This is a genomic window from Desulfobacter vibrioformis DSM 8776 (assembly GCF_000745975.1).
GTDB lineage: Bacteria > Desulfobacterota > Desulfobacteria > Desulfobacterales > Desulfobacteraceae > Desulfobacter > Desulfobacter vibrioformis.
Genome location: NZ_JQKJ01000033.1, coordinates 1 through 16,700, shown reverse-complemented (window position 1 = coordinate 16,700; position 16,700 = coordinate 1). Strand labels below are relative to the sequence as shown.

The following is a 16,700-nucleotide window of genomic DNA, read 5'->3' as shown; positions in this document are numbered from 1 at the left end:
CATTATTTTCTTTAATTACAAACAGATTCAAAAAGGCATTATTTTTACTGGCTATATTGGCTTTTTTTTTACCTGACACGGGGATCTGCTCAATGTCAGCGTCTCCATCCAACCCTGCGCCCTTACTTTGGGGGACGGCCCTGGACGGATACCCGGTCACGGGCAAACAGCTGGATAAAATTGAACGGGAAACAAAACTTTCCCCTGCCCTGGTTGTTTTCTTTTTACAGTGGCCAGCCCAGTCCCAAACAGGTGGTTTCCCCATGGACAGCCTGAATACGATATTGCACCGGGGCGCGATTCCCTGTATTACCTGGGAACCCATGTATTATGAGGATGGCATTGAAAAAATGGTTCCTTTTCAAAAAATCCTGAACGGTGGATATGACTTGTATTTAAATGATTTTGCCCATCAGGCCAAAGCCTTTAACCAGCCTTTCATTATCCGCTTTGCCCATGAAATGAACCTCCAAAGATACCATTGGGGAACCTCCAAAAAAGAGTTTGGCCCCAAAAGCCCTGATATTTATCAGCAAATATTTCGGTATGTTGTTAATCGGTTCCGTCGTACAGGCGCAAACCAGGTTCTCTGGGCATTTTGTCCCAATGCGGAATCGGTTCCCAATATGACTTATGATCCCACAGCTGGATGGAATAAGTCCGGCGCCTATTATCCGGGAGACGATTATGTGGATATTTTAGGCATGGACGGATACAATTGGGGGACGACCCGAACCGTGGAGACACACGGCTGGCAAAGTTCCTGGAAAACGTTTGAAGATATTTTTTTTCCGATATACAGGGAACTGAATGCCATCGCGCCCCAAAAACCACTTTTTATTTTTGAAACCGCATGCGCAGATCAGGGGGGAGCGAAAAGCAAATGGATTGTCGAAGCATTCCGGACGCTGAACAAATGGAAGGTTCAGGGAATTGTATGGTTCCAGGTCCAAAAGGAAATTGACTGGCGAATAAACAGCTCCGGCAATATGTCTTATACCCAAACAGTTAAAAGGTCTACTTCGCCAGCCTTGTTTTGGATCAAACAAGTTGACAAATAAGGATAAACGGATTCTATCAAACAATATCAGGCCTTGGTCATCCTTTGGACCACCCTGATGTCGAATTGCTTTTAACTAAAATCAATTCGATTGAATTCGCATACTTAGATCAACAGATACTGCCTGATGGGTGAGGGCGCCGCAGGAAATAACATCCACGCCGGTTCCGGCAATGGCGTTCAACGTCTTCAGGCTGACATTGCCCGACGCTTCCACCAGGGCCCGTTTTCCGATCAGCCCCACGGCTTGGGTCATGGTATCAATGTCCATATTGTCCAGCATGATCACATCCGCCCGGGCATCGATGGCCTGCTGCACCTGGGCCATATCCGAGACTTCCACTTCCACCTTCATCAGATGGGACGCCCTGGCCCGGACAAGGGAAACGGCTGCCGCAATGGAGCCGGCAGCCGTAATATGGTTATCCTTGATCAGAATGCCGTCATAAAGGGCGAATCTGTGATTAAATCCCCCCCCTGCCCTGACAGCATCTTTTTCAATTTTCCGCCACCCAGGTGTGGTTTTTCTTGTATCCACCAGCCTGACCATTGGATTATCCAGTGTCTTGACAAATTCTCGTGTCAGGGTTGCTATGCCGGAAAGCCGCTGCAAAAAATTCAACGCCACACGTTCGGCGGTCAGAAGAGAGCGGATATCTCCACTGATGGTAAAGATTACATCATTTTTTTTAATGGGGTCCGAATCATTAAAATGGATCTTGCATTCCATTGACGGATCTACAGCATGGAACACCTTTTTTGCCACATCAGTGCCTGCCAGAATAAAGTCTTGTTTGGCTACAATGATGGCGGTTTTTTCCTGGGGATAAAGGAAAATACTTTCCGTGGTCACATCCCCAAGACAGGTATCTTCAAAAAGCGCCAGCCGGATGATCTGTTCTGTCATATTCATGGATATACGTTTTTAAACTAATCCTGTTTCAGATTCTTCACCCGGTCCAGGTTCACCGTAATTTTATCCTGCTTCTCTTTGAGTTCTTCATGCTGTTCCCTGACCTTCTCAATAACATCCTCCGGGGCTTTTTCAAGGAAACTGTCGTTGTTCAGCCGTTTCTGGATGCTGTTCAACTCCTTGGTGTTTTTCTCCAGCTCCTTTTCAAGACGGCTGATTTCCTTGTCAAAATCAATGACACCGTCAAGGCAGACATAGCAGGTGGTGGCGCCTGAAACGGTGGTGGCAGAAGATTCAGGCGGATTGTCTGCGTCACAGAAAGACAGGTTCTCAAGGGTGGCAAGATTGATAATGACCGATTTATTTTCGGCAATCAGCAGTTTTTCTGCATTGTCTGCCGTGGTGGCCAGCACCTTAACCCTGGTGGAGGGCTGGATGTTCATCTCGGATCTGATATTGCGGATACCTGAGATCAAAGAGAACATAAATTCCATCTCTTTTTCACAGGACGGATTTTTGAACTTTTTGAACGCATCGTCAGTATAGGGAAAATCCGCCTTCATCACAGAGCCGCTTGTGCCCGGAAGAATGTTGTAAATTTCTTCGGTAACAAAGGGCATGAAAGGATGCAGCATGATAACAATGTCTTCAAGCACTTTGGCCAGAACACCACGGGCTGCGTCGCGCCGGTCTGCCCCAAGTTTTTCATACAGGGCAGGTTTGGCCGCTTCAAGATACCAGTCGCAGAACTCATGCCACACAAACTGGTAAACCGCAGAAGCAGCTTCATTGAACCGGTATTCCTCAATTCCCTGTTTAACGGCAAAGGAGGTTTCAGCACACCTGGACAAGATCCAGCGGTCCGTCAGGGTCAGGTCAAGATTGTCTGTCAGTTCGTCTTTTTCCGTAATATGCATCAGGGTGAACCTGGCAGCATTCCACAGCTTGTTGACAAAATTTTTGTACCCTTCCACCCGTGATTCGGACATTTTAACGTCCCGGCCCTGGGCAGCAAAGGCGGCCAGCGTAAACCTGAACGCATCTGCCCCGTATTCATCAATCACCTTGAGCGGGTCAATGACATTGCCCTTGGACTTGGACATTTTCTTGCCGTGCTCGTCCCTGACCAGGGCATGGATATAAACATCCCTGAACGGAATTTCATCGTCCATGAAATGGATACCCATCATCATCATTCTGGCAACCCAGAAAAACAGTATATCAAACCCTGTAACCAGGACATTGGTCGGGTAAAAGGTTTGCAAAAGATCTGTATTTTCAGGCCAGCCCATGGTGGAAAAGGGCCAGAGTGCCGAAGAAAACCAGGTATCAAGGACATCGGTTTCCTGAACAATATTTTTGGATCCGCACTTGGTGCAGCCATCAGGATCTGTCTCTTCAACAATAACAGCCTTGCAATCCGGGCATTTCCATACAGGGATGCGGTGACCCCACCAGATCTGACGGGATATGCACCAGTCCCGGATATTGTCCATCCAGTCAAAATAGGTTTTTGACCAGTTTTCAGGAATAATTCTGGTTCTGCCGTCCCGCACGGCCTGGGATGCTTTTGCAGCCAAAGGCCCTACCTTGACAAACCATTGTTTGGAAATGGAAGGTTCAACATCGGTATGGCAGCGGTAGCAGTTGCCCACGCTGTGTTTTATGGGTTCTTTTTTCTCAAGCAACCCTAAGCTTTCAAGCGCTTCAACTGCTTTTCTACGGCATTCAAACCGGTCAAGGCCTGCAAAACGTCCTGCCCCTTCCAGCATCGCGCCTGCATCATCAATGACCTTTAATTTTTTCAGGCCGTGCTTTTCACCCAGATGAAAATCATTGGGATCATGGGCCGGGGTGACTTTCAGGGCACCGGTACCAAACTGGGTATCAACATATTCATCCCGGATAATGGGAATTACCCGGTCTGTCAGGGGCAGCGCAACTTCTGTTTCCCCGAGGTTTTTGAATCTTTCGTCTTTGGGATTGACTGCCACGGCCATATCCCCAAACAGGGTTTCAGGCCGGGTGGTGGCAACGGTCAGCCCTTTTTTCTGGCTGCCTTTAAACGGGTAACGGATATAATAAAGGTAGCCGTCCTTTTCTTCGTATTCAACCTCAAGGTCTGCAAGTGCGGTTCTGCATCTGGGACACCAGTTAATGATATACTGGTCTTCATAGATCAGGCCTTCCTTGTACAGACGGACAAACACCTTGCGTACGGCCTCGGAAAGCCCCTCGTCCATGGTAAAGCGTTCCCGGTCCCAGTCGCAGGAGGCACCAAGACGCTTGAGCTGGTTGATGATGGCGCCACCTGATTTTTCCCGCCATTTCCAGACTTCTTCGATAAAGGCTTCCCGGCCGACCTGGTCACGGTGTTTGCCCTCGGCAGCCAGTTTGCGCTCCACCATATTCTGGGTGGCGATTCCGGCGTGATCGGTTCCCGGCATCCAAAGAACATTCTGCCCCAAAAGCCTTCTGTATCTGCACATGATATCCTGGATCACGTTGTTCAGCGCATGGCCCATATGGAGCACGCCAGTGACGTTGGGCGGTGGAATCACAATTGAAAAAGGGGGGCTGTCACTTTTGTCTTCCGCTTTGAAAAAACCGTTTTCAAGCCAGAATGAATACCACTTTTCTTCAATCTCTTTAGGTGAATATCCTTTGTCCAGGGAATCCGAACACATAATTCAACTCCTCAAACCCTTTTAATATGAGAGAGCCCTTATCCTGAGGGATCTCTGCCATGTTTTGTCGTGAACCACCCCGCGTTTTAAAAAAGCCAGGCAGTCCAAGGCTGTTTAATGAAAAAGGGGATTGAATCAATCCCCGTCACGTTAATAAAAATTTTTAAAAATTAAGTCAATCGTTTAATCAAACCTAACCAATATCGTCAAGATCTTTCTGCAGCCCGGCTTTAATATCTTCTATTTCATGCTTGATCACTTTTTCCATTACTTCAAAAAGGATTTTTTCAATGGTTTCAGAAAATTTTTTCTCTATAAATTTTTCAAGGGCCGCTTCTATGTCATCCCGGCCCAGTGACGTCATTATATTTTCACTATCCCCAAGGGCCAAAGAAACATCATCAGAAAGCAACGCTTCCGGATCAGGGGGTTGCTGCGTCCGTTTAATTGTTTCCTGGTCTTGGGGGGATGATTCTTCCGTGACCACCTCGGTAAGCTCAATAATATCATCATAATCTTGAACCATAGCAACCTCATTTTATCCTGATTCTAAAGCATTTGATTTTATTTTAACAAAATTAAAAAATTATCAGAGCAGATAAAAAGTGTCAACAATTTATGCTTTTTTCCAGATCGCTGGGCACCCTGTTCATTTCGAATAACCCGGTTTCCGAGCAATAGAGAGAAAAAATATATGAGATCGGGAGGTGATTGCAAACACCATGGCCCCTCAATAATTTTCCAGAATCCGGGATCCAAATATTTTAAATTTCCTGTTGCATTTTGGCGAAAACCTGGATAAATCTTCGTTTTAGCTGATTTTTAAAAAATCACATCTTCAACTAAGGATCGTTCAAACCCGCCATGAATCTTCAACTCAAAGGAAAAAAACGATGGAAGAAAAATTAAACATTGCTGAAATTGACATGAATGAGGTGAAAGCAGGTGATGTATTATTGTCTTACGGAGATGGGTGGATTTCTGATGCCATAAGATTGGTGGACGGCGGACATTACAGCCATGCGGCATTCTTCAATGGCGGAACAATCATTGAAGCCGGTTCGAGAGGCGTTGTCCAAACGCCGCTTGAAAAGGAAGTCAGTGCCCAAAAATACGTTGATGTCTACCGATTCAGATCAGACAGCGGCATGGATTTTTCTTCACAGGGCTGGCCGGTTGATCCGGTGGTCCAGCGGGCCAATTACTATTTTGAAAAAGGTACAAAATATGCTGATAACCAATTATACCTCGTCGGGGTATTGATTATCATCAGGAAACTTCCCCATGATCGTGTTGAGAAGGCGGTTTTAAGAGCGATTATTGCCATGGTTTTCAAACTGTTTAAGCGGATATTCGATGGAAAAGAGACAAAATCGGTGGTATGTTCGGAATTGGTTTACCGCAGTTTTTACGAAGCAATCCCAGAAAAAAAATACGGCCTGTCCATTAAAGGAACCTTGGCTCCTTTAAAGACCCGATTGGACAGCCTTGTGGAAAATGAATCCGGAGACGAATCCTCCGATGACACTGAACTTAATGAAATGATTGAGCAGGCAGAGCAGATGTATTGGAAAATAAATCCGCATCTGGCACCTAACAAACATGAAATAAATTCATTGTTAAAAGCGGGCAACCCGTTGGTCGCCGCGGAAATGGTCAGCCCGCATGATCTTGAGACAAGTCCCAATTTAGACCTGATAGGCCGCATCAAAAAAATACAGTGAGGACAGGAAAAACAGACGCAAGAAAAATCCTGACGTTTTCTCATGGTTCACGATGCCATAGGTCATTTTAGCAACTGTTTTCAAGATAGAGGCTAAGGCTGTTGAAGATGAACAAGCGTTATGTCTGTGTTCAGGCTTTATTATTACTGGTTTTTGGCGTTGCAGCACAAGGCATGTGCCAGCCGGCATACACCCTGAAACAATTATGCCGGATGGCCAATAAAAATGCAGAAACCATCTGGATTGCCAGGGAACAGGTTTATATTCAGGCTCTTTATCTGTCCATATTGAAAATTATTTACACCCAGGGGGATATCCAGGATTATTTTTTAAACGAAGATTGAAAATGAATCCTTATTCAAGTAAAAAAATAAAATCAATGCCATTCAGCACCTAATAATTAGAGGAGTGTTAGGATTATTCCCGGATGGGCTGATTATGAATCTTTAATGTTTTCAGCATCTAATCTTGACTAACGCCTGGCGTCTGCTTATTCTTCACACAATTTTGCTTTGCTTGGCATTGGATCAGTTTTAACGCTTTTCCGGATTTATTTCAGATGTAAAGGAGCACAAACCATGTACGAAATCATCGCCAACCCCCAGGAGTACCAGATTGACCACCTGATTAACGGTACTGACAATGCAAACATCGAACTGACAAGGGAAGAAAGGGACAAGTGGGCTAAACAGATCGTTCAATTCAGTGAACGTTTGTCCGGATTTGCCCAGAAAGCAGACTTGTTTTCGTCACTTCTTGAATCAGAAGAAAAGATCGCAGCGACCCCAGCCTCGTTGAAAACACTGAAAATTCAGCTTTTCATGATTAACGACGCCCTGAATTCCGCCCTGGGTATTGCTGACATGCTGGAAGACGATATGATCAAGGCGCCCCAAAACGCGTAGTATAGGAATTTGTATTTCCTATCACCTAAAACCTCAATGTCATACACTTAAGCATTGAGTATTTTATTTCACCATGAAGGACATGAAGAATATATGTCGGAAAATCAATCTTCATGTCCTTCATGCTCTTCATGGTTTTAATTCGGTTTATGACATTGCCTAAAACCTGACACTTAAAACTTAACACCCCGCCCCAAAGGCGATCATTTAAAAACATGTTTTTCCAGGATAAAGCAGGAAAAATCCCCTTTGAAAACCACCTCATCTTCACGTTTGACGGTGACGCTGACCATCTGTTTTTTACCTGCTGCTGATGTTACGCAGGCTTGGGCATAGACAGATTCACCGGCTTTGACAGGTTTTAGAAATTTAACATCTGCCCCGCCAAGCACAACATTGGGGTGATTTACGGCAAGCATGGCTGCATAGTCAGCAAGTCCGAAAATAAATCCGCCATGCACCAGCCCAGAGTCATCTGCTGCCATTTTATGCGTGGTTGTATATTCCACACGGCTTTTACCGTTTTCCACCATGATCGGTTTGCCGCACAGTTCGCTGTCTATTAATTGATGGGTTATGATATTCATTAAAAATCCTCCTTTTTTTGGCATTTTCAAAATTTGCTTCCAGAATCTGTGAGCACGGCCATGATCCGGCGCGCTGCGGCTTTTGGGACGTATTCTTCTGTGTTAATGGATATCTCGGCAAGTGCCTGGTACAAGGGATTTCTGATTTCAAGCATTTTTTTTGTTTCAAGGGCAAGGCTGTCACGGGTAAGGTCCGGTCTTCGCCCGGTGTTGTTTTCATCTTTGCGGATTCTGTCGGTCAGAACAGACGCCGGGGCATAAAGATATACAACAACCCCGTTCTCCTTTAAAAACGCTCTGTTTTCTTCAGCAAGAATGATGCCGCCGCCCGTGGCTATAACGGGAGCGCTTTCCAGATCCAGATTCGTCAGTGTTTCAGTTTCTTTAGTCCTGAAATAGGGCCAGCCGTGCCGGGCCACCATCTGGGCAATGCTCGTGCCAAAAGTTGATTCCAAAACCAGATCCGTATCTATAAAATTTTTGTTCAAAAGCTCCGCCAGATACTTTCCTGTACTGGTTTTGCCGGTACACCGGTATCCGATAAGAAAAATGGGACGCATGGGTACTCCTTTTTACTTTTTACAGGGCATTAAATTTATAAAGCGTCAAATCTGCACGGCGCCAAAATTACAAGGCATTAAAATTACAAGGCATTAAAGAGCTGCCAGAATGTCGGGAACGATTTTTCCACGCACACGGGATTCTCTATTTTAATGCCATCCACCCTAAGGCCTGCAACGGCAAATGCCATGGCAATGCGATGGTCGTTAAAGGTTTCAATAACAGCGCCATGGGGTGTGCCGCCGGTAATTTCCATAAAATCCGGACCCTGTACCGCTTTAATTCCCATTTTGGTGAGCTGGGAACAAACCGCATCAATGCGGTCGCACTCCTTGACCCGAAGATGGCCGATATTGGTAATCCGGGTGGTGCCCGTTGCAAACGCGGCGGTTACAGCCACGGCAGGCACGGCATCCGGGGTATCGGACATATCCACATCCACGCCGTGTAAAGGCCCAGGGCCGCCCTTTACACGCAGGACCAGGCCGTCACGATTTACCGTACAGCCCATCTTTTCAAATATATATGCCTGTTTCAAATCGCCCTGCAAAGAGGCTGTGCCGATATTGTCCACGCCGATATCCGCACCTGTCACAGCTCCGGCTGCCCAGAAATAGCCGGCATTGGACAGATCCGGTTCCACGGATTTTTTGCCACATGTGTAGGTCTGGCCCCCAGGAACCTCATAGCAGGTGTCGGATATCCGGAAGGCATTGACCCCGAACTGCTTCATCACATCCAGGGTCAGATCAATATAAGGCTGGGACACGGCAGGACCGGTCAAATCAATCACAAGGCCCTGGTCAAAAAAAGCCCCGGCCATCAGCAGGGCAGACAAGTACTGGCTGGACCGGGAGCAGTCAAGAAGGGTCCGCCCCCCTGCCCTGTCGCCGCCCTGGATCACCACAGGCGGGGTGCCTTCATTGTTTTGGGAACCGGCATGGATCCGGATCCGGCCAAGGGCATCTAAAAGTTCTCCCATGGGACGTTGACGCATCCGCTCATCCCCGGTCAGGGTATACGGGGTAGTGCCAAGGGCGGCAATACCTGCCAAAAGGCGCATGGACGTACCTGAATTGCCAAGGTGAATGGGCTCCGCCCAGGGCCTTGGCCGTCCGCCGAAACCTGTGACCACCAGGGCGCTGTTTGTTTTGCTTTCAATTTGAGCCCCCATGCACTCAAGGGCTTTACGGGTAAGTGAAATATCCTGGCTGTCCAGTACATTGTAAATTTCAGAGATGCCGTGAGCCAGGGCTGAACAGATCAGCATCCTGTGTGAAATGCTTTTGGAGCCCGGGATTCTGACCACCTGGTCCTGGATATTTCTGGAAATAACCTGTTTCATGAAGTTCTCCTTTTATCATTAAATAGTGCCTGAAATAATATTCCGCATCAGGTCTGTATCAGGGGTCATGTCTGTCCATAATTCAAACTGGGCTGTTGCCTGGGCAATGAACATGGACAAGCCGTCAATGGTTGTGCATCCCTTTTGTTCCGCCGCGTCAAGCAGCCGGGTCCTCAACGGGGTATATACCACATCCATCACCACCATATCAGATGTTAATGCTTCCGGCGGAAAGCTGATGCCATTCTCTTTGGGAACCATGCCGATGCTTGTGGTATTGATCACCACATCAGCCTGGATGTTTGCCATCTCGTTGGCAGGTATAAACCGGGCGTTAACCGTTTCAGCAAGGGCCTTGCCTTTTTGTTCCGTGCGATTGGTGATGATGATATTCCCATTTTGAGCGGCAACACCGTGGGCCACGGCCCGGGCTGCCCCGCCTGCCCCCACAATACAGACGGTTTTTCCTGAAACGCCAAAGGGGACAAGGGGCGCAACAGCGGCCTGACAATCCGTATTATAGCCTTTCAATATGCCGTTTTCATTCACTATGGTATTTACGGCACCAATGGCCCGGGCTGTGGGATCGATCCAGTCAAGATGTTTCATGATGGATTCCTTGAAAGGAATGGTCACCGAAGCTCCCTGGATATCCAGCGTGCGCACGGCCTGCACCGCGCCTGCGGCATCCTGCACCTCAAAGGCAAGGTAAACGGCATTGATGCCCTTGTTTTTAAATGCGGCATTATGGATTAGAGGGCCTTTAGAGTGCCTGACAGGATTTCCAAATACACAATATAGCCGGGTGGCTGCGTCAATCATTGCAATATCTCCGGTTTTGAAAAAATCGGGTAAGACCCTAAAACCTTTAAATACAGGGCCTGGCTTCGAATCTGTTCAATGGTTTGAAATACAATCTCATCCTGGATGTGCCCTTCAATATCCATGAAAAAATGATAGCTCCAGTTACTGCGGCGCGTGGGCCTGGATTCAAGTTTAACCATGTTCAGGCCAGCCCGGTTCACAGGAGAAAGCGCCCTGAAAAGAGCACCCGGGGTGTGGTTCGTGGCAAACATAATAGATGTTTTATCATTCCCTGTTCTTTCCGGATGATTTCCACCGATCACAAGGAACCGCGTAATATTGCCGGCACGGTCCTGTATTTTTGATGCCACGGGCAGCAGGGTATAAAAATGAGCTGCTTTGCCCGATGCAATGGCGGCAATCTGCTCATCCTTTGAGGCCATAAGTGCCGCATTTGATGTGGAGGTGGTCTCCATGACTGTGGCATGGGGCAGGTGTTTCTTCAACCAGTTTTTACACTGGGCAATGGCCTGGGGATGTGAGTAAACGGTTTTAACGTCTTTGAGTTCCCCTGTAATGGATAACAGATCATGGGAAACAGGCTCATAATGCTCTGCCGTAATATGAATATCAAATTCGGCAAACAAATCAAGGGTATAGTTAACAGCCCCTTCAAGGGAATTTTCAACGGGAACAATACCGAAATGAAGTTCTTTTCGTTCAATATTGTTGAAAATATCAAAAAAACCGGACTGTTCAACAAATTCTCCGCAGTGCCTGAAATAATGGAGGGCTGCAATATGGGAATGACTGGCAAGGGGCCCTAAAAAACCAATGGTCCTGGGCTTCTGGATCTCCCGTGTGGCAGTAATGATCACATTGAAAACATATTGGATCAGACTTGCATCCGCAGGGCCGGGATTCGTCCGGGAAAGCCGCTCAATAACCATGCGTTCACGGCTCCGGTCCAGAATCTGACTGCCTTTTTGTTTTTTAATCTCCCCTACTTTTTTACCGATCTCAAGGCGCTGGTTGATCAGTTCAAGGATGCGGTCATCAATGCGGTCAATTTCCCCACGAAGCGGAGACAGTGATGAAAGGTCATCACTTGTTTGTTTTTGATTGTCTTTCTCCCTGACTTCACGATTTGTCATGTTAATTTCCTTTTTTATTTTTGTTCAGACATTAATGAGTCACAAATAAAAAAAACCGCCCCAGGCCTTGCCTGCTGCGGTTTTAGTGATTTCAGTTCATTTATGGGAAAAATCAGTAGTCCACAGGCAGGCTGTCCTTTCTATAAAATCGAGTGCTAAAATAAAAATTTTTGTTGAAGCTAAAGATCATTGAACTATTTTTCCCTTAAATTTTTTTTAACCTTATACGTCTGATCTGTTTCTGTCAATCGTCAATGAACTAATGTCCAAATCCAGAGATACCCAGAAAACCGAAAAGAAAAAACCTGAAAAAACTCTGAAAGAAAAGCGCAAAGAGAAACAGGAGAAAAAATCACAACGCAACCGACCGGCTAATCTTTGGGGGAGGGGGGCTAACGCCTCTTCATGCTCTTCCCTTCTTGATCAAGGGCCTATTTTTTGCCACGCCTGCAAGCCAGAAACCAAAAAATGAAAAGTGTGTGTAACGGGGTGCCTGTAATCTGTTATTAGGAGTGTAAAGCCTGTAACGAATTTTAGACAGACGTTGATATAGTCCTCAGTGCATCATTCCTGGTAACTTACTGGAAAATACAGTACTATGCTCTTGATTAAATACACAGAGGTATCCGCCGCATGTCACCGACCTTTTCGAGATAGAGGGACTACCGATTGATGAAAAAAAGAATAAAGAGGCTTTTACTACAGGAAATAATTTATGACCACTAAACCAGAAGGAGTCGGATCAAAAGCATGTTGGTTTGTTGGGGCGACTTACGGCTCTGAGGATCAAACAAGCAGATTTTTCAATGACGGAATCTGGCTGAATGGATACCAAGACAAGTACCTTGACCAAGTGAAATCCATCCAGACCGGTGACCGGATTGCGATTAAAGCCTCTTACACTAGAAAGCATGATCTTCCATTCGACAATCGTGGACAAAGCGTCTCCGTAATGGCTATCAAGGCAATCGGCGTTGTAAAAAAGAACCATGGTGATGGTCGGACCTTAGATGTTGAATGGACCCCTTTCGATCCTCCAAGAGAATGGTACTTCTATACAAATCGAATCACTGTATGGCGTGTTTTGCCTGGGGACTGGGCTACTGATGCTTTAATCAGTTTTTCATTCGAAGATAAGTCTCAAGATATTGACCGATTCAGGAATGCACCATATTGGCGTGAGCGATTCGGCGACACATCTATAGATAAAAGGCGCTTTTTCTGGACCCGTTTTTATGAAGCTATCGCCGACAAGTTCCTTTTATACAGGGAAAAACGAGATGAACTTATAAAAGGCATACATTCAATTGCATCAAAAGTTGACGGCTTATCGAATCTGAAAGATCAGTTTCAAGATGGTTCTGCAGGTCCCCTGAAGGACATCTGTCCCTTTACAGCTATGGGCATCTTCAATCGTGGTATTACCGATGTAAACAGAAAAAATATCGCAACTGAATTGGCAACTTTTCTGGGAGTGGAAGAAGCCATACCAGATTCATTTGAAGGAATTCCTATACTTAACAACCAGAGATCATGGTTCTTTGGGTTTGATAACAAAAGAAAACCTGACGACATTGATGCCCTATGGGAGATATTTGCCCAAGCTATAATCTTTTCAGACTCTGACAACGCTGATGTTAGAACTGATTTTATTTCTGCTTATGACAGTGCAACTGAAAGGTTCGGTGTCGGCTGGAATTTGACGATGGGGTTGTACTGGATTCGGCCATGGAACTTCCCGACCCTTGATGGACAGTCTCAGAGGTATATCAGCAAGAAACTGAATATCAAAATCGGGCTCAATGGTCCCAAAGGTCGCTGTAATGCAAACGATTATTTAGCTGTACTGGACACATTGGAAACACGATTTCAGGAAGAGGCTTATCCAATCCACTCCTTTCCAGAACTTTCACTTGCTGCCTGGCTTTTTAAGGATGGCGGGATATCAGCACACCCCAATGCTACTGATACAGATGTTCAAAGGGGCGAGCTGGAAAGTGAGCCAGAAGAGGAAATTACGATTGCTCCGATTGAACCATATTCAGTCGATAATATTATTTCGGATGGTTGTTTCATCGAACGAGTGAAGATTGAAAGGATTCTGGAGCGGCTTCGAACAAAGAAAAATCTCATTCTTCAAGGCCCTCCCGGGACAGGAAAAACATGGCTTGCCAAGAGATTGGCATTTGCTCTTATCGGGCAAAAAAATGACAGCAAGGTGAGAGCCGTTCAGTTTCACCCCAATCTTTCATATGAAGATTTTGTCCGGGGATGGCGTCCATCGGGTGATGGGAAACTTACTTTGGTCGATGGCCCTTTCGTTGAAATGATCAGAGCCGCCGAAAATGAACCAAGTACAAGACACGTTATTGTAATTGAAGAAATCAACAGAGGTAATCCTGCACAGATATTTGGCGAAATGTTGACTCTGCTGGAGGTCGATAAGCGCACTCCAAATGAGGCGTTAGAGCTTTCATATCGCCGTGAAGATGATGAGCGAGTTTTTATTCCAGACAACCTTTATGTGGTTGGAACTATGAATATCGCTGACAGATCGCTTGCTCTTGTCGATCTGGCGCTACGGAGAAGATTTGCTTTTATCGATTTAAAACCAGTACTCGGAAAAGCGTGGAAGAACTGGGTGAAAACTCAATGTGGAATAGCCACAGAAATACTTGATGAAATTGAAAATAGAATTTTGTCTCTGAATACAGAAATAGCATCTGATTCCAGCTTGGGCGAGCAGTACAGCATCGGGCATAGCTATGTCACCCCTCCATTTGGTATTCCAATGAATGATGCCCGGGAGTGGTTCCGCCAAGTGGTTGACACAGAAATTGGGCCTCTCTTGGATGAGTATTGGTTTAATTCACTTGATAAAGCCCAGAAGGCAAGAGAACGGCTTCTTGAGGGATTCTAAAAAATGAGTGAGGTCGTAATCATATCACCAAAAGCCAACGCCACTCTTGAGGAGGCAGGTTACATAGGAAGAATTCCTGTGCGGAATCTTTGGTTGCTTATGCTTTATGCATCTGACCTCTTTCGGCAGCTTGACCAAGCTTCACAGGTCTCTGTTGAAGAAAATCCTGATGACATACCCGACCTAATTGCAGAAATTTTATCCACACAGGTCGAACAGCGAATCAAGAGGAATTTAAGTTTTGGATACCAGACTCGCGAGGCGACTCTGAACCGCGTTCGTGGCCGGATTAATTTGTTAAAGACTGAACGGCATAGGCTTCTTGATAAGGGCAAGGTGTTTTGTCGCTTTGACGAGTTGACCGTTGATACGCCCCGCAATCGTTTCGTGAGGTCAGCATTAGAAGAAATTTCGAGCTTGGTAAAACGGCAACCTTTGGCACACAGGTGTAGGTCTATTGCGAACAATTTAAGACGGATGGGTGTGGTCGGAGAAAAACCGGGACGCGCGGAGGTGTCGGTAGGCCGTTTTGGAAGGCACGATGCAATTGACAGAAAAATGGTTGCCGCAGCTCACCTTGCGTTCAACTTAGCATTACCAACAGAGTCAGTCGGAACAAGATACTTGTCGTTGCCGGACCGGGAAATCACTTGGATTCGGAAACTCTATGAAAAAGGAATTGCCGGTTTTTATGACACTACTTTGTCAGGTCAAGGGTGGCATGTCGATGCTGGAAAATTTATCGGCTGGGCTATAGACCAAAAAAGTTCGGGCATTGACAAAATTTTCCCTTCAATGCGAACAGACATTATCTTAAGCCATGAAATTTCAGGCAGACGGATCATTATTGATACCAAATTCAATTCAATTGTGACTAAAGGCTGGTATAGAGAAGAAACGCTACGCAGTGGCTATTTATACCAAATTTATACTTATTTGAGGTCTCAGGAAGGGCTGGGAGATCCTCTCTCAGACAAGGCAACTGGAATTCTACTGCACCCTTCGATTGGTAGCATGTTTAATGAATCAGTGACTATCCAAGGACATGTAATTCGGTTTGCCACGATAGATTTGAGTGCCAGAACAATACTTATACGGCACCAATTGCTGCAGATTCTGGAGGCAGAGCATGAATCTTGACCTATCCCAAGTAACCTGCTAAAGATAATGCCAAATCTTGATTATTACACTATGCATTTGACTGCCAAGGGCAGACTTTGATAGTCAAGGTTACTACTGTTTGAGCTTGATTCTCGGGTTGAAAAATAATCCCAGAGTTTCCTGCCTTCTCATCTTATCTGTTCATCCTCATGTCAGGGGGGGAACTATAAGGATTTTGAGACGGTTCCCACCCCACAATGCTTCTGTTATTCAATGCTGTTTTTAAAAAGGCCTGGGCGACAGCTAATAGACAAAGTCAACAGTGTCCTTATTGCCTATAATTTAGATGGAAATTTTATAGAATTTTTAAATTAACGATTGCAATTTTTAAAAGAAGATGTCTAATCTCCAATTATCTTGACTTCCTTTTTGTCCCAACTCTTTGCGTATAATGGTTGGATAATATTTATTTTTTCATGTGATACCGACTCTCACATGCAGTTAACACAACAAAACAATAACAAAAAAGGACAACAATGATGAAAGATGAGAACAATAAGTTAACAACCAACGCCGGGGCTCCGGTACCTGACAACCAGAACGTCATGACAGCTGGACCTCGTGGCCCTCAACTGCTCCAGGATGTCTGGTACCTGGAAAAAATGGCCCATTTTGATAGAGAAGTGATTCCCGAGCGACGGATGCACGCCAAGGGCTCCGGAGCTTATGGTACCTTCACCGTAACCCATGACATCACACAATACACCCGCGCCAAGATATTTTCTGAGATCGGCAAAAAAACTGAATTGTTTGCACGTTTTTCCACCGTGGCCGGAGAACGCGGTGCTGCTGATGCCGAACGTGATATTCGCGGTTTTGCACTTAAATTCTACACCGAGGAGGGTAACTGGGATATGGTGGGCAATAATACGCCTGTCT

14 protein-coding genes and 1 pseudogene are annotated in these 16,700 nt (G+C 45.8%); 7 read left to right on the top strand and 8 right to left on the bottom strand.

The window, feature by feature from the left end:
* Nucleotides 1–92 precede the first annotated feature (92 nt).
* Nucleotides 93–1,061, top strand: a complete 969-nt coding sequence (locus tag Q366_RS16590) for a glycoside hydrolase family 26 protein (RefSeq protein ID WP_245619990.1) — start codon at nucleotides 93–95, stop codon at nucleotides 1,059–1,061.
* Between the two features lie 81 nt (nucleotides 1,062–1,142).
* On the opposite strand, the gene nadC is transcribed toward Q366_RS16590, so the two are convergent.
* From nadC to Q366_RS16575, 3 genes are all read right to left on the bottom strand, one after another.
* Nucleotides 1,143–1,973, bottom strand: a complete 831-nt coding sequence (gene nadC, locus Q366_RS16585) for a carboxylating nicotinate-nucleotide diphosphorylase (protein WP_035241011.1) — start codon at nucleotides 1,971–1,973, stop codon at nucleotides 1,143–1,145.
* A gap of 17 nt (nucleotides 1,974–1,990) precedes the next feature.
* Complete coding sequence (locus tag Q366_RS16580; RefSeq protein ID WP_035241009.1) at nucleotides 1,991–4,660, bottom strand: valine--tRNA ligase; 2,670 nt, start codon at nucleotides 4,658–4,660, stop codon at nucleotides 1,991–1,993.
* A 193-nt stretch (nucleotides 4,661–4,853) separates the two neighbouring features.
* Complete coding sequence (locus Q366_RS16575; RefSeq protein WP_035241007.1) at nucleotides 4,854–5,186, bottom strand: hypothetical protein; 333 nt, start codon at nucleotides 5,184–5,186, stop codon at nucleotides 4,854–4,856.
* A gap of 367 nt (nucleotides 5,187–5,553) precedes the next feature.
* On the opposite strand from Q366_RS16575, the gene Q366_RS16570 reads away from it, so the two are divergent.
* From Q366_RS16570 to Q366_RS16560, 3 genes are all read left to right on the top strand, one after another.
* Complete coding sequence (locus tag Q366_RS16570) at nucleotides 5,554–6,384, top strand: C40 family peptidase (RefSeq protein ID WP_035241004.1); 831 nt, start codon at nucleotides 5,554–5,556, stop codon at nucleotides 6,382–6,384.
* 107 nt (nucleotides 6,385–6,491) lie between these two features.
* Nucleotides 6,492–6,728: a hypothetical protein gene (locus tag Q366_RS16565; protein WP_035241002.1), complete on the top strand. Its 237-nt coding sequence runs from the start codon at nucleotides 6,492–6,494 to the stop codon at nucleotides 6,726–6,728.
* A gap of 234 nt (nucleotides 6,729–6,962) precedes the next feature.
* Nucleotides 6,963–7,289: a hypothetical protein gene (locus Q366_RS16560; RefSeq protein ID WP_035241000.1), complete on the top strand. Its 327-nt coding sequence runs from the start codon at nucleotides 6,963–6,965 to the stop codon at nucleotides 7,287–7,289.
* 203 nt (nucleotides 7,290–7,492) lie between these two features.
* On the opposite strand, the gene Q366_RS16550 is transcribed toward Q366_RS16560, so the two are convergent.
* The 5 genes from Q366_RS16550 to pheA form a co-directional block, all read right to left on the bottom strand.
* Entirely contained in the window at nucleotides 7,493–7,876 is a 384-nt protein-coding gene (locus Q366_RS16550) for a hotdog domain-containing protein (protein WP_035240993.1), read from the bottom strand.
* A 26-nt stretch (nucleotides 7,877–7,902) separates the two neighbouring features.
* Nucleotides 7,903–8,436, bottom strand: a complete 534-nt coding sequence (aroL, locus tag Q366_RS16545) for a shikimate kinase AroL (RefSeq protein ID WP_035240990.1) — start codon at nucleotides 8,434–8,436, stop codon at nucleotides 7,903–7,905.
* A gap of 83 nt (nucleotides 8,437–8,519) precedes the next feature.
* Entirely contained in the window at nucleotides 8,520–9,782 is a 1,263-nt protein-coding gene (aroA, locus tag Q366_RS16540; protein ID WP_035240987.1) for a 3-phosphoshikimate 1-carboxyvinyltransferase, read from the bottom strand.
* Nucleotides 9,783–9,800: 18 nt separating this feature from the next.
* The gene (locus tag Q366_RS16535) at nucleotides 9,801–10,604 is read right to left on the bottom strand and encodes a shikimate dehydrogenase (RefSeq protein ID WP_035240985.1); all 804 of its coding nucleotides are present in this window, start codon (nucleotides 10,602–10,604) and stop codon (nucleotides 9,801–9,803) included.
* Complete coding sequence (gene pheA / locus Q366_RS16530; RefSeq protein ID WP_035240982.1) at nucleotides 10,601–11,740, bottom strand: prephenate dehydratase; 1,140 nt, start codon at nucleotides 11,738–11,740, stop codon at nucleotides 10,601–10,603. The genes Q366_RS16535 and pheA overlap by 4 nt, the downstream gene beginning before the upstream one ends.
* 715 nt (nucleotides 11,741–12,455) lie before the next feature.
* Between pheA and Q366_RS16520 the strand changes: the two genes are divergently transcribed.
* The 3 genes and pseudogenes from Q366_RS16520 to katE2 form a co-directional block, all read left to right on the top strand.
* Nucleotides 12,456–14,660 carry an McrB family protein gene (locus tag Q366_RS16520; RefSeq protein WP_035240978.1) on the top strand — a complete coding sequence of 735 codons (2,205 nt, stop codon included), beginning with the start codon at nucleotides 12,456–12,458 and terminating at the stop codon, nucleotides 14,658–14,660.
* Between the two features lie 3 nt (nucleotides 14,661–14,663).
* Nucleotides 14,664–15,800, top strand: coding sequence for a 5-methylcytosine-specific restriction endonuclease system specificity protein McrC (mcrC, locus tag Q366_RS16515; RefSeq protein WP_035240975.1), 1,137 nt, complete (start codon nucleotides 14,664–14,666; stop codon nucleotides 15,798–15,800).
* A gap of 500 nt (nucleotides 15,801–16,300) precedes the next feature.
* Nucleotides 16,301–16,700, top strand: a pseudogene (gene katE2 / locus Q366_RS16510) (catalase KatE2); the annotation flags it as partial.

Bases quoted from the DNA above. Each gene is read 5' to 3' on its own strand.
- Q366_RS16575 (WP_035241007.1), bottom strand. From the start codon at position 5,186: ATGGTTCAAGATTATGATGATATTATTGAGCTTACCGAGGTGGTCACG.
- Q366_RS16570 (WP_035241004.1), top strand. From the start codon at position 5,554: ATGGAAGAAAAATTAAACATTGCTGAAATTGACATGAATGAGGTGAAA.
- Q366_RS16560 (WP_035241000.1), top strand. From the start codon at position 6,963: ATGTACGAAATCATCGCCAACCCCCAGGAGTACCAGATTGACCACCTG.
- Q366_RS16550 (WP_035240993.1), bottom strand. From the start codon at position 7,876: ATGAATATCATAACCCATCAATTAATAGACAGCGAACTGTGCGGCAAA.
- nadC (WP_035241011.1), bottom strand. From the start codon at position 1,973: ATGAATATGACAGAACAGATCATCCGGCTGGCGCTTTTTGAAGATACC.
- Q366_RS16520 (WP_035240978.1), top strand. From the start codon at position 12,456: ATGACCACTAAACCAGAAGGAGTCGGATCAAAAGCATGTTGGTTTGTT.
- pheA (WP_035240982.1), bottom strand. From the start codon at position 11,740: ATGACAAATCGTGAAGTCAGGGAGAAAGACAATCAAAAACAAACAAGT.
- mcrC (WP_035240975.1), top strand. From the start codon at position 14,664: ATGAGTGAGGTCGTAATCATATCACCAAAAGCCAACGCCACTCTTGAG.
- aroA (WP_035240987.1), bottom strand. From the start codon at position 9,782: ATGAAACAGGTTATTTCCAGAAATATCCAGGACCAGGTGGTCAGAATC.
- aroL (WP_035240990.1), bottom strand. From the start codon at position 8,436: ATGCGTCCCATTTTTCTTATCGGATACCGGTGTACCGGCAAAACCAGT.
- Q366_RS16590 (WP_245619990.1), top strand. From the start codon at position 93: ATGTCAGCGTCTCCATCCAACCCTGCGCCCTTACTTTGGGGGACGGCC.
- Q366_RS16535 (WP_035240985.1), bottom strand. From the start codon at position 10,604: ATGATTGACGCAGCCACCCGGCTATATTGTGTATTTGGAAATCCTGTC.
- Q366_RS16565 (WP_035241002.1), top strand. From the start codon at position 6,492: ATGAACAAGCGTTATGTCTGTGTTCAGGCTTTATTATTACTGGTTTTT.
- Q366_RS16580 (WP_035241009.1), bottom strand. From the start codon at position 4,660: ATGTGTTCGGATTCCCTGGACAAAGGATATTCACCTAAAGAGATTGAA.